Annotated in this window: 12 protein-coding genes; 9 read left to right on the top strand and 3 right to left on the bottom strand. The window is 49.6% G+C overall.

All coding sequences use genetic code 11. The features are described 5' to 3' along the window. The first annotated feature begins 46 nt into the window (after positions 1–46). From H7R39_RS10780 to H7R39_RS10765, 4 genes are all read left to right on the top strand, one after another. A complete protein-coding gene (locus H7R39_RS10780; protein WP_185899447.1) occupies positions 47–394 on the top strand; it encodes a VanZ family protein in 348 nt (115 codons plus the stop codon). Between the two features lie 252 nt (positions 395–646). Beyond that, entirely contained in the window at positions 647–1,516 is an 870-nt protein-coding gene (gene ypfJ, locus H7R39_RS10775) for a KPN_02809 family neutral zinc metallopeptidase (RefSeq protein WP_185899310.1), read from the top strand. Between the two features lie 217 nt (positions 1,517–1,733). Beyond that, entirely contained in the window at positions 1,734–2,672 is a 939-nt protein-coding gene (locus H7R39_RS10770) for an aldo/keto reductase (RefSeq protein ID WP_185899308.1), read from the top strand. A 162-nt stretch (positions 2,673–2,834) separates the two neighbouring features. Continuing rightward, complete coding sequence (locus H7R39_RS10765) at positions 2,835–4,157, top strand: hypothetical protein (protein ID WP_185899306.1); 1,323 nt, start codon at positions 2,835–2,837, stop codon at positions 4,155–4,157. A gap of 366 nt (positions 4,158–4,523) precedes the next feature. Here H7R39_RS10765 and H7R39_RS10760 read toward each other — a convergent pair whose 3' ends face one another. From H7R39_RS10760 to nadD, 3 genes are all read right to left on the bottom strand, one after another. Further along, positions 4,524–5,351: a dienelactone hydrolase family protein gene (locus H7R39_RS10760; protein ID WP_185899304.1), complete on the bottom strand. Its 828-nt coding sequence runs from the start codon at positions 5,349–5,351 to the stop codon at positions 4,524–4,526. A gap of 960 nt (positions 5,352–6,311) precedes the next feature. Beyond that, complete coding sequence (gene rsfS / locus H7R39_RS10755; RefSeq protein WP_009492759.1) at positions 6,312–6,638, bottom strand: ribosome silencing factor; 327 nt, start codon at positions 6,636–6,638, stop codon at positions 6,312–6,314. After that, complete coding sequence (gene nadD, locus H7R39_RS10750; protein ID WP_185899302.1) at positions 6,602–7,174, bottom strand: nicotinate (nicotinamide) nucleotide adenylyltransferase; 573 nt, start codon at positions 7,172–7,174, stop codon at positions 6,602–6,604. Before nadD ends, rsfS begins: the two co-directional genes overlap by 37 nt. Before the next feature lie 313 nt (positions 7,175–7,487). Here nadD and gap point away from each other — a divergent pair, with 313 nt between their 5' ends. The 5 genes from gap to H7R39_RS11375 all read left to right on the top strand — a co-directional run bounded on the left by gap (position 7,488) and on the right by H7R39_RS11375 (position 11,996). Further along, positions 7,488–8,483 carry a type I glyceraldehyde-3-phosphate dehydrogenase gene (gene gap, locus H7R39_RS10745; protein ID WP_185899300.1) on the top strand — a complete coding sequence of 332 codons (996 nt, stop codon included), beginning with the start codon at positions 7,488–7,490 and terminating at the stop codon, positions 8,481–8,483. A 16-nt stretch (positions 8,484–8,499) separates the two neighbouring features. Then, entirely contained in the window at positions 8,500–9,702 is a 1,203-nt protein-coding gene (locus tag H7R39_RS10740) for a phosphoglycerate kinase (RefSeq protein WP_185899298.1), read from the top strand. Beyond that, entirely contained in the window at positions 9,699–10,376 is a 678-nt protein-coding gene (locus tag H7R39_RS10735) for a triose-phosphate isomerase (protein ID WP_185899296.1), read from the top strand. Before H7R39_RS10740 ends, H7R39_RS10735 begins: the two co-directional genes overlap by 4 nt. A 291-nt stretch (positions 10,377–10,667) precedes the next feature. Next, complete coding sequence (gene fabI / locus H7R39_RS10730) at positions 10,668–11,486, top strand: enoyl-ACP reductase FabI (protein WP_185899294.1); 819 nt, start codon at positions 10,668–10,670, stop codon at positions 11,484–11,486. 204 nt (positions 11,487–11,690) lie between these two features. Then, positions 11,691–11,996 (top strand): DUF2625 family protein, encoded by a 306-nt coding sequence (locus tag H7R39_RS11375; protein WP_228724783.1) that lies wholly within the window; start codon positions 11,691–11,693, stop codon positions 11,994–11,996. The last annotated feature ends 95 nt before the right edge of the window (positions 11,997–12,091 follow it).

The raw sequence follows: 12,091 nt of genomic DNA, 5'->3' as shown, positions 1-12,091 counted from the left end.
AAGCGCCAAGCGGCGCTTCTCGTTTAAAAACAACCACTTAAAATCCATGAATATTTCTAAAATTTCCGCCGCATTTTTCTTTATATTTTTGATAGCCATAGAGTATCTCGCCCTCACGCCCGCGCAGATAAAACTCATCGAAAATAGCTGGGATAAGGCAAATCATTTCATCGCTTTTGCCGCGCTTTACGTTACTTTGCATTTTGGCTTTTCTAGGTTAAATTTGGGCGCAAAGGTTGCTATTTTGCTAGCTTACGGTATCCAGATAGAAGTAGCGCAGTCGTTTGTGCCGGGCCGCTATTTTAGCTTGCTCGACGTCGTCGCAGACGGCATCGGTATAGTTTTTGGTATCTTAGCGGCTAGAATCTTGGACGGGTTTAAGGCTAGATTTTAAATTTAAGACCCCAAATTTAACTAGCGCGAGATTTTTATATCGCGCCGTTTTGCCGGGTGTAAATTTACCATCAAATTTACCGCGTCAAATTTGTGCGAAACAGCGGGCTAAAGCGATAAATTTATAAATAGTCGCTAAAATGCAGCATAAAATTTAGCAACACGAGGCAAGAAGGCTAAATTTCGCGGACGCTGAAAAACAGCTCAATTCGCGACTAAATTTAAAAGAAAAATCCAAAATGAAAGAGTAAAAATGAAATGGCAAGACAGCAGACGAAGCGACAACGTCGAGGATAGACGGCAAAACAGCGTAAACAGCATGGGGTCGCTGGGCGCGCTCATACCGATTATCAGATTTTTACTGGGCTCAAACATCGGCCGCGTGGTTTTGGTTATCGGCGCAGTGGCGTATTTTATGGGCTTTAACCCCCTTGCGCTACTTGAGGGCGGCAGTACCGGCGGTCAAAGAGCGGCACTAGATAGCCCGCAGGAGAAGGAAAAGGTCGCCTTCGTTTCAGCTGTTCTGGCGCAGACCGAGGACGTGTGGAGCAAGGTGTTTAAGGCGGGCGGCGCGCAGTACAAGGAGCCTAGTTTGGTGCTTTTTAGAGACGCGGTCTCTAGCGCGTGCGGCATGGCGAGCTCGCAGACGGGGCCTTTTTACTGCCCCGCAGACAAAAAAGTCTATCTCGACCTTAGCTTTTTTGACGAGCTAGAGGCCAAATACAAGGCCGCCGGCGACTTCGCGCAGGCCTACGTGATCGCCCACGAGGTCGGACATCACGTGCAAAATTTACTAGGCACGCTCGGTAAAATAAACGAGCTAAAATCGCGCACCAAAAGCCCTATCGAGCAAAACGCCTTGCAGGTCAAAGTCGAGCTACAAGCCGACTGCTATGCGGGCGTCTGGGCGCACTACATGGGGCGCTACAAGATGCTAGAAGACGGCGACATCGAGGAGGCGCTAAATGCCGCTAGTGCGATAGGCGACGACGCGCTACAGAAGAAATACCAAGGTCGCGTAACGCCTGACTCGTTCACGCACGGCTCGTCAAAGCAGCGTATGACGTGGTTTAAAAAGGGATTTGAAGGCGGACAGCCAAGCTCGTGCGCGTTTGAGATGTAAAATTGACTTTTTAGCTCTTTGGGTTGCGTTTAGCGGGGCGCGAAATTTATACTCGGCCGCATTTGGATAAATTTAAATGCGGCTTTTCGGACGTCGTTTGGCGGAATAAAATTTAAATTTCCGTGATTTTAAATAAATTTGGGCGCGGCACGGTTTGTTCGGCGCGCGGCTTGTAAATTTAAGCGCAGTAACCGATAAATCAAAAAACGGAGTGAACATGAAAAGAAGAGAGTTTATAAAGGGTGCGGCGACCTGCGCGGCGGGGCTTGCTGCGGGAGTAAATTTGTTTGCCGAGCAGACCGGCCAGACTAGTGCGGCAAATTTGACGGACGGCGTAGACCTAAGCGGCGCAAAAAACCTCGGCGAGAAGCTTGCTGCCATGACGCCATATCTTACGCTAAATAATAGAATTTTGATGCCGATCATCGGGCTTAGCGCAGATAAATTTGACGGCTCAAAGGATCAAAACGCGCTAGAGACGGCCCTCGGGTTAGGCTACCGCCTGATCGATACGGAGGGTGATAAGGAGGAGGGTGCGGCTGTTGCATTTGCGGCTAGCGGCTTAGAGCGCGGGCAGCTGTTTATCCAAAGCTCGGTAGGCGCTCAAAACACCGACGAAAACGGCATGATAAAAAGTTTTGAGCATTCGCTAAAAAAACTAAATACCGACTACGTCGATCTGCTTTTGCTGCGCGTAGGGGCGGGCGATGCTAGCTCTGCGTGGCGCGTTTTGCAGAGGCTTTGCCGCGAGGGACTTGCGGCTGCGATCGGCATCCGCGACCGTCTCGGAGAATTCGGGGCCGAAAATTTAGCCAAAATCGCGCAAGGTAGCGAGGTTAAGCCCGCTGTTTATCAGACGCGCTCTCGCTCCTATCTGCGGCGCTTTACTGCACGCGGCAAGGTGACCGACCATGACGTGCAAGTGCAGCTGATGTACGAGCCCGGCCAAGAGCTAAAAGAGCCCGCGCTCGCGCAAATCAGCGAAAAATACGGTAAAACGCGGTCACAAATCATCTTGCGTTGGCTCGTACAACACGGGGTTTGCGCGGTAGTAAACTTCGCTAGCAAGGAGCGATTGCTTGAAAATATCGATATTTTCGGCTTTGAACTCGCGGACGAGGACGCCGCGCAGGTAGAAAAGCTCTGGCGGAGCTAGTAGGCGGACGAGGCTGGTTTTGCCATCAAATTTGCGTGTCTTAAATGTGGCAAGCTTGGGTTGATGGCAAATTTTAAGAGCATTTTACTGATTTAATTATTTGTCGCGCTAAATTTGCTAGCTTGAGAGACGTAAATTTGGATAACAAACCTAAGGAAATCAATGAAAAACTTGGACTACGAGATGCTTAAGGCGGAGTGGCAGAAAGAGTGGAATGAAAAGGGCGAGAAATACGCCAAGGCCGTAAACGATATGGTGGCGTTTGCCGAGGTGCACGGCTGGGATGCCTACAATGGCGAAGATCCAGTCGATGAGCGCGAGGGTATGACGCAGCTTTACGAGGCGGTTTTTGAGCTGCTAAAGGAGGCCAACGAGCGGGGCGAAACGGAGAGGTTTAGAGCCGATTTTCCGCCCTCAAACGTTATTTTCAGTGGCGAAAACGAGAAATTTAAAAACAAGCTAAGAGACATCGATCAAATTTGCCCTCTTGGCGGCGAGAACGTCCTTTTTATCGCCTCAAACGACTACGGCAAGACGCTGTATCTGCTGGAGGGCGACCGCGTGAGCGAGGTGGCAAAGGGCGTCATCGCCGTGGGCAAGTCTAAGCGAAACGAAATTTACGCCCTGCTAAATCAAAACGAGGTGCGGCTGATCAGGGGCTACGACGGTAAGAGCGGCGGCGAGCCTATCGCAAAATTTAGTCACGACGTGAAACTAACATACGACGAGGCTGAAATTTTACCCTTTAACGACGGTAGCAAGGTGCTTTTGAGCTGCCACGACGGGATATTTTTGATATCGCAAAGCGGCGCGAAGCTTATCCATCCGATCTGCGAGGACGGGCAGCTCTACGAGGACGATGAGGGCAATGTCGCACCGCTCTACATCGACATGGCAAACGCGACGCTCTCAAACGACAACGCTCTCATCGTCGCGGGCGAGCAGAATACCGATGAGCACGTGCTGATGGATAGCGAGGGCGAGCGGCTGGGCGGCATCGGCGCGCAGAGCTCGTATCCGCACTTTTGTCTCTTTAGCGCGGACGATACGCAACTCATCACGAACTCCTGCCACTTCTACAACGGCGTTACGATCGGCGTGGACAGGGCGCTGCTAAAGCGCGGACTAGAGGTTGAGGCGTATTCGTACGACGAAGAGGGCGAGAAAAATTTCACGCTGATCGACGATGCGATGAGGGTGTATGTGGGTGTAGCGACGCAGGACTTTTACATCCTCGGCGACGCATACGGCTACATCAAAGCAGTCGGCAAGGACGGGCGTAAAATTTGGCGCCACTATCTGGGCGGCACGATAAAGTCTATGGCGCTAAGCGAGGACGGTAGTGTACTTTTTGTGGGCACTTACGGCGGCAGGCTGCATAAACTACGCCTGGGCGCGGGCCAAGACAGCCACACGATCGGCAACGGCAACCACAAAGAGGAGTTTAGGCTTATCGCTTACGAGGATAAAATTTATCGGTGGTAGCCGCGGCGCGCAGTATGACGGCTCAAATTTTATCGTTTTTAAAATGCCGGTCTTGACAAGTAAAATGCGGAGCTAAGATTTGTCAAATTTGACCCAAATTTTGAATGCTAAAATTTAAAACAAATTAGCCAAATTTGAATACAAAAAATATAAAACGAAGTATTTTTGCCGCGAGACCGCTAAAATTCGGCTCAAATTTACGAGTCGGTAAAAAGCGCGCGAGCAAAAAACTACGCAAATGTCAAAAATACAGGCGGCGAAATGAAACATAAAGGCGCAAAACGAGCCTCTAAAACAAAGACTTAGCGCTAAAAAGTGGCGCGGCGACAAAATTTATGAACCTCGTCGCCGCAAATTTATCGGTCGTTACTCGCCGACCGTATCGGCGTCAAGCGTGCCTCTAAGTATGCTTTTGATAAAAGAAATGGTCGCAAAGCGCGCGGCCGGTAAATTTATGAGCGTGTGCGGAGCATTAGGCAGGAGTAAAACTATCGCGTTTTTCTTGTCGCCGTAGGCTACGGCGCAGTTTCCGGCGGCGTTTTCGTTGCCTAGATAGCTATTTTTTTGAGAGAAATATTTATCCTGATCGCTTATTAAATTTAAAACCGGCGTATCGCTAAGCGCCGTTTTATGCTCTTTTACGAAGTAGTTTTCCTCGCACGACCAAGAGTTTATTATCTTGCCCAAAAAGTACTTGCCATCGTATCTGGCTACAGCCACCGCGCCTTCGCTGGTGCCGGCTAAAAACAGCTTACTCGTATCCGCCCACTCCGTGTTTCTTAGTGCATTCAGGGCGACTTTGATTTCGCTAGAGCGCAGCGAATGAACCTTTTCATAAATTTCCTTATCCGCCGGAGATTTGTACGTTATCCTGTTTTCCAGAGCCATACTATCAAACATAAAGCTTGCTATGCCCTCTTTTGCGAGCCACTCTTGCCATTTGTCAAGGCCTATTTTGTTGTTGATGCCGGACGAGCCGTGCAGAAAAACTACGACCGGCGCTTTGGCTTGCGTCTTTGGAGCGTCTTTAAAAAGTCCGACGTAAATATCGCCGCCCGTGACGTTTTTTGGAAGCGCGATCTGAGCCTGCGCTATGCCCTTTCTGGCTGACTCGCTCGTGTGCGAGTACGCGTCGCCCGCAAACAAATGCGCCGCAAAGAGCGCAACCAATAAAGCAAAAGTTTTTCTAAACATAAGTATCCTTTATCTTGACTTTGATCGATTATATAAAAAATAGATTTAAGGCAGGCTTTTAATTTATAAAATAATCGCTAAAAAACGCAGGAAAAACTCGCGGTAGTCGGCATTTAAATTTCGGCGCTAAAACTGCCTTGACCGTAGCGCGCAAAATCGGTTGCTTTTGCGTATTAAAAAGTTCAAATTTGACTCCTGTTTGCCCGCTTTTGCAAGGCTAGAGCGCCGTAAAAGACGTCAAATTTGACGGCTACGGCTTAAAAATGTTTTCGCAATTTAGATTCGATTTTGGGGTTTAAATTTTACGTGGATAGTGCGAAGTATTGCGAGATGGATTTTTTGGGGAGGGAAGGCACTTCCGCTTACGGTCGCAATTGCAAGCGGAAGCAGCGTAAAATTTAGCAAAGATAAGGTATGTAGCCTATAAGGCTAAATTTTTACCAACTCCGTAAAGACGATCGCGAGACGAGCCGACTCGCTGCTAAACGCGTCTAATTCGTGCTTTACGTCCCGCTTGCCACCCGCTTTTTGCCAAATTCTTGGGCGAAATTTAGGTCGCGTCTCCCGCCTTTTTTACCGGCTTGGGGAGCCAAATTTGACCGCAAACTTTCCTTCCTGTTTTGCAAGATGATTTTTGATTTTATTTAGCGCAGGAAAAATTTAGCGTAAGTTTTTAGTTCCATTTTTTTGTTCCGTGGATTAAATTTGCGGGCTTCACGCTTCCTGCTAGCCCGGAGCCGCCCGGCGAAATCGCGTCCAAAAATAGCTTTCTAAAACTGGTCAAATTTAAATAAAAAGAAAGGCCTGCGCGTCGGCTTTTGCCTCGGATAATCAAACGCGCCGCTTGCGAGATCAAGCAAATTTTTATCGTTTATAGCAGAGGCGGCTTTAGTCAAATTTACCGTCCGCTTTTGCGCTTTAGGCAAATTTGACGCTATCCGCGCGGCAAGCAAATTTAGCTTAAGCTTTTGCCTCTTTTAGCTTGCTTAAAAACTCTTCGATGTTGTATTTTGCGCGGTACTGTGCGCTCATGAGGTGGATGAGGATGTCGCCTAGATCGATCACGACCCAGTCGCCTGAGCTTTCGATGCCTAAAAACTGCTCGCCCTCGTCCTTTAGACCCTCTTTTAGGTCGTCGGTTAGCGAGTAGGCGTGGCGTTCGCCCATCGTGGTGGCGATGATGACGCATTTTGCGATGTATTCGCGCCCGCTCATGTCGATAGCCTCGATGGCTTCGGCCTTTTTGGCGTCTAGGATTTTGATGATTCGTTCGATTCTTTCTTGCATGTTTTTCCTTGGTAAAATTTCGCCGCTTCGTCCGCTATACACGGTATCATCAGGCTTTTGTCCAAATTTTGCCTGATTTGCGAGGACGAAACGGGCGCATTTATGTTTAAAATTTTAAAATTTTCAGGCACGGCTACGTCGCCGCGGCTAGCTACGACGAAGGTCGCGAGTTTAAAGAGCTCGTCTATCTCGTGCCATTTATCTAGGCTTGCCAGATGATCGGCGCCGATGATGAGGTAAAGCTCGCTCACGGCGTAAATTTGCCGTATATGACGCACGCTTTCTATCGTCGGTACGGGACGATTTTGCGCGATCTCGTAGTCGCTCACGCAGACTTTTGTCAGCGCGCCCCAAGCCTCGTTCGCCCACCTTAGCCGAAGCAGCGGCGGAGCGGAAAACTCGCTCTTAAATGGGCTGATAAAGGTCGGCATGATGATGAGCTTATCCGCGTCTAGCCGCTCTAACGCGGCTCTGATGGCGGCGTCGTGCCCGAGATGAGGCGGGTCGAAACTGCCGCCGAAAAGCGCGATTTTCATAAATTTGCCTTTAAAATTTCGGTGCAGTTTAGCGAATTTGAAGTGAATTTCGGTTGAAAATCAAAAAAATCGCCGATAAAGCGCAAATTAAATGGAGATTTTGTAAAATTTGGGGATTTTTGGGCTTTGACGGGCTGCTTTTGGCGTCCGTGCAGGGCTAAATTTGCAAAAGGCGGGCTTTAGGGCGGCTTAAATTTACGCGCTTGGCGACGAGCAAAGGCGGGTAAATTTAACGCGCAAAAAGCTAAAAGTACGAAAATAACCTTTCCGGTCGCCCTAAAGCGACCGGAAAATCTAGCACAAGGAGCTAAACATGGTAAAAATCGCGATCAACGGTTTTGGACGTATCGGCAGGTGTGCCGCTCGTATTATTTTAGAGCGAGACGATGTTGAGCTTGTCGCTATCAACGACACGGCGACGCGCGACATGACGCGCTATCTGCTCAAATACGACAGCGTGCACGGCGAATTTAAGCAAGACGTTAAGGTGATAAGCGACGATTTTATAGAAGTAAATGGTAAAAAGATAAGAGTTTTTTCAACAAGAGATCTAAACGAGCTTAGCTACGCAGACTACGGCGCAGACGTGGTTTTGGAGTGTACGGGCAAGTTTTTAACCACTGAAAAATGCGAACCGTATCTAGCTCGCGGCGTGAAAAAGGTCGTCATGAGCGCTCCGGCTAAAGACGACACGGCGACGTTTGTAGTCGGCGTAAACGACGATAAATACGCAGGCGAAGCGATCGTCTCAAACGCAAGCTGCACCACAAACGGCCTAGCGCCCGTCGCAAAGGTGCTAAACGATAAATTCGGCATCGTAAAAGGGCTCATGACCACGATCCACGCCTATACGAACGGCCAAAGCTTGGTTGACGTGAAGGCTAAAGACTTCCGTCGCTCGCGCGCTGCAGCCCTAAATATCGGGCCTACGACCACAGGAGCTGCCAAAGCGATCGCAAAAGTGCTTCCTGAGCTAAACGGCAAGATGCATGGCCAAGCCGTCCGCGTACCGGTCGCAAACGTATCAATGGTCGATCTAACGGCGGTTTTAAAAAGACCGGCCAGCAAAGATGAGATAAACGAGGCGTTTAGAGCGGCTGCGGAGTCAAATTTAAGGGGAATTTTATTCGTCGATGACGACTATAGAGTGAGCAGCGACTTTTGCACGAGCGCGTACAGCAGTATCGTAGCGAGCGACACTACGCAGGTAATCGCTGATGATATGGTGAAGGTCTTTGCGTGGTACGACAACGAGTGGGGCTACTCGACAAGGCTTGTAGACCTAGCTAAGATCGTGGCTACGAAGTAAATTTAAAGGGTGAAAAATGAGTGAAATTTTATCGATCAACGACCTTGAGCTCAGCGGCGCGAAGGTATTTGTCAGGTGCGATTTTAACGTGCCTATGGATGAGTTTTTAAACATCACCGACGACCGCAGGATCCGCTCAGCGATACCAACTATTCGCTACTGCCTCGATAACGGCTGCAGCGTGGTTTTGGCTAGCCACCTAGGACGTCCCAAAAACGGCTTTGAGGAGAAATTTTCGCTGCGAGGCGTGGCAAAGAGGCTTTCAAGGCTGCTTGATAGAGACGTGATATTTGCCGAGGATGTCGTCGGCGCGGATGCCAAAGCCAAAGTCGCTGCGCTAAAACCGGGCGAAATTTTACTTCTTGAAAATTTACGCTTTGAAAAGGGCGAGACCAAAAACGACGAGGCGCTAGCCGCCGAACTCGCTAAATACGGCGAATTTTACATAAACGATGCATTCGGCGTCTGCCATAGGGCTCACAGTTCGGTCGAGGCGATCACTAAATTTTACGACGAGAAGCACAAGGCGGCGGGATTTTTGCTACAAAAAGAGATAAATTTCGCTCAAAATCTCATCAAACACCCTGCGCGCCCGTTCGTGGCGGTCGTCGGCGGTAGTAAGGTAAGCGGCAAGCTACAAGCCCTACACAACCTGCTTCCGCGCGTGGATAAGCTGATAATCGGCGGCGGCATGGCGTTTACGTTTTTAAAATCGCTCGGTGAAAATATCGGAAACTCTTTGCTCGAAGAAGATCTCATCGAGGACGCGCGCGAAATTTTACGCAAGGGCAGGGAGCTTGGAGTTAAGATTTACCTACCTGTAGACGTCGTCGCAGCCCAGACCTTTTCGGCCGAAAGCGCCGTGAAATTCGTCCCAGCCCAAGAAATACCAAGCGGCTGGATGGGGCTAGATATCGGACCGGCGTCCATTAGGCTCTTTAAAGAGGTCATCGCCGACGCGCAAACCATCTGGTGGAACGGGCCGATGGGCGTTTTTGAGATGGATAAATTTAGCAAAGGTAGCATCAAAATGAGCCACGCCATCATCGACACACACGCGACTACGGTCGTTGGCGGCGGCGATACGGCCGACGTCGTCGAGCGCGCGGGAGACGCCGACGAGATGACCTTTATCTCGACTGGAGGCGGCGCTAGCTTGGAGCTTATCGAAGGCAAGGAGCTGCCCGGCATAAAACCGCTTAGAAAGGCTGCGGAGTGAGGTTTTTAGCAAATTTAAAGTGCAATCACACGAGAGCTAGCTTTGCTAAATACGCTGAAATTTTAGACGCAAATTTAAGCGCAAACGACGACGTGACGGTATTTCCTCCGTTTAGCGCGCTTGATGGTGCGGCTCATAAATTTAAACTCGGCGCGCAAAATTTCTACCCGTGCGAAAGCGGCGCTCACACCGGCGAGATTGGTAAGGCGATGCTAGATGAATTTGGCGTAAAAAGCGTGCTGATCGGGCACTCCGAACGACGCGAGCTAGGCGAGAGCGAGGAGCTTTTGCGCGCTAAATTCGATTTTGCCGCAAAGGCTGGCTGGCAGATCGTCTACTGTATCGGCGAAAATTTGAGCGTGAATGAAGCGGGGCGCACGAAAGAGTTTTTGGCAGGGCAGCTAAAAAATATCGACCTTGGCTACGAGCAGCTGCTGATCGCCTACGAGCCAATTTGGGCGATAGGCACTGGCAAAAGTGCTGGCACGGAGCAGATCGAGGAGATTTTAAATTTCATCCGTGAGCAGACGAGCGCGCCGCTACTTTACGGAGGCAGCGTAAATGTCGCAAATATCGGCGGGATAGCGGGAATCGCGAACTGTGATGGAGTACTAGTAGGTACGGCGAGCTGGGACGCTTCGAAGTTTTTGGAGCTTATACGCGTTGTCTCGTGAGTGTCTTTTAATGAGTTTGAAATTTTAAGTCCGCGACAGGCTACGCGCCTAGTTTTGACTTAAAATTTCTACACAACATTAAAATCCATCTCACGATACTGCCGCTATTAAATTTGGCGTTTCGTCGAATTTTGTAAATTTATAAATTTCAAATTGCAAAGGATTTTGAGATGATTTTTGGGGCTTTGCAGTTAAAATTTTGTGTAGGCTAGACGGATGGTCTGCCGAGCAAAATTTTAACAAAATCGCCAAAAAGCGCTCAAAAGCCAAGCAAATTTTAAAGGAGAAATAATGATTTTAAAAGGGAAAAAGGGCCTCATCGTCGGCGTCGCTAACGCCAAATCTATCGCTTACGGCATCGCCGAAGCTTGTCACGAGCAGGGTGCGCAGATGGCGTTTACCTACCTAAACGACGCGCTGAAAAAACGCGTAGAGCCGATCGCGGAGGAGTTTGGGAGCAAATTCGTCTATGAGCTTGACGTAAACAACCCCGCTCACTTGGACGGTCTTGCGGATCGTATCAAAGCAGACCTTGGCGAGATAGATTTTGTCGTGCATGCCGTGGCTTATGCGCCAAAAGAAGCGCTAGAGGGCGAGTTCGTAAACACGAGCAAAGAAGCCTTTGATATCGCGATGGGCACGAGCGTGTATTCGCTACTAAGCCTTACTCGCGCGGTGCTGCCGGTGCTAAAAGAGGGTGGCTCGGTGCTAACTCTTACATATCTTGGCGGACCAAAATTTGTGCCACACTACAACGTTATGGGCGTTGCAAAAGCAGCGCTTGAAAGCTCCGTGCGCTATCTCGCTCACGATCTTGGCGCGCGCGGCATCCGCGTAAACGCTATCAGCGCGGGCCCTATCAAGACGCTTGCTGCAAGCGGTATCGGCGATTTTAGGATGATTTTACGCTACAACGAGATCAACGCGCCGCTCAAGCGCAACGTCACGACGCAAGACGTCGGCAAAAGCGCGATGTATCTACTCAGCGACCTTGCTAGCGGCGTGACCGGCGAGGTGCACTACGTCGACTGCGGCTACAACATCATGGGCATGGGCGACGTGGCTACCGACGCCGAGGGTAACACGATCTTAGCCTGGGACGCAAAATAATCCTCTAATACAAATTTGGCGGGGCGACTCGCCAAAATCTTCTTTTAAATTTAATCAAATTTATCGTAAGAACGCGCAATAAGAGTTCTAGAGCTGCCCACAGATACAAATGAGCCGGGCCGGGAGTTGGTCGAGTAGCGGCTAAATAAGCTAAAAACTAGTGAAGTTTTACCGCGTGATGAGAGTAGGGCGCAAAGCGAGCTTTTGGGGCTTCAGGTAACTACTCGCTCGCCGATGGAAGCGCTTGCTTATGTGAGCGGCAGCATCGTGATAGACGGCAATTGGCTGTGCGTGCTTGGCTCAGGATGCGAGCAGGTGAAGCGTGGAATTTACGGTTTTAATCTTGGCAAGAGTTTTAGCGAGGCAGGGCAGATGCCTAGATATTTGCTAGTAGCAGACGATGTTTTGGGCGAATTTTTCGCGATAAACGGCGGCGCTTTCGGTGGCAAAGCTGTCAATGTCTTTTGCTGCGCGCAAGATAGTGGCAAATGGGAATATACGCAGCCTTAGCTACTTTGCGGTTTTTTACCGAGCGCTTTGCGGCAATATATCTAAATTTTACGAGCTTTACCGCTGAGATGGATAGCACGAGGATGTGAGAAATT

The sequence above is a fragment of the Campylobacter massiliensis genome (assembly GCF_014253065.1).
GTDB lineage: Bacteria > Campylobacterota > Campylobacteria > Campylobacterales > Campylobacteraceae > Campylobacter_A > Campylobacter_A massiliensis.
This window is presented reverse-complemented; position numbering and strand designations above follow the sequence as displayed.

Coding starts and splice junctions, on each gene's coding strand:
- H7R39_RS10780 (WP_185899447.1), top strand. CDS start 47: ATGAATATTTCTAAAATTTCCGCCGCATTTTTCTTTATATTTTTGATA.
- ypfJ (WP_185899310.1), top strand. CDS start 647: ATGAAATGGCAAGACAGCAGACGAAGCGACAACGTCGAGGATAGACGG.
- H7R39_RS10770 (WP_185899308.1), top strand. CDS start 1,734: ATGAAAAGAAGAGAGTTTATAAAGGGTGCGGCGACCTGCGCGGCGGGG.
- H7R39_RS10765 (WP_185899306.1), top strand. CDS start 2,835: ATGAAAAACTTGGACTACGAGATGCTTAAGGCGGAGTGGCAGAAAGAG.
- H7R39_RS10760 (WP_185899304.1), bottom strand. CDS start 5,351: ATGTTTAGAAAAACTTTTGCTTTATTGGTTGCGCTCTTTGCGGCGCAT.
- rsfS (WP_009492759.1), bottom strand. CDS start 6,638: ATGCAAGAAAGAATCGAACGAATCATCAAAATCCTAGACGCCAAAAAG.
- nadD (WP_185899302.1), bottom strand. CDS start 7,174: ATGAAAATCGCGCTTTTCGGCGGCAGTTTCGACCCGCCTCATCTCGGG.
- gap (WP_185899300.1), top strand. CDS start 7,488: ATGGTAAAAATCGCGATCAACGGTTTTGGACGTATCGGCAGGTGTGCC.
- H7R39_RS10740 (WP_185899298.1), top strand. CDS start 8,500: ATGAGTGAAATTTTATCGATCAACGACCTTGAGCTCAGCGGCGCGAAG.
- fabI (WP_185899294.1), top strand. CDS start 10,668: ATGATTTTAAAAGGGAAAAAGGGCCTCATCGTCGGCGTCGCTAACGCC.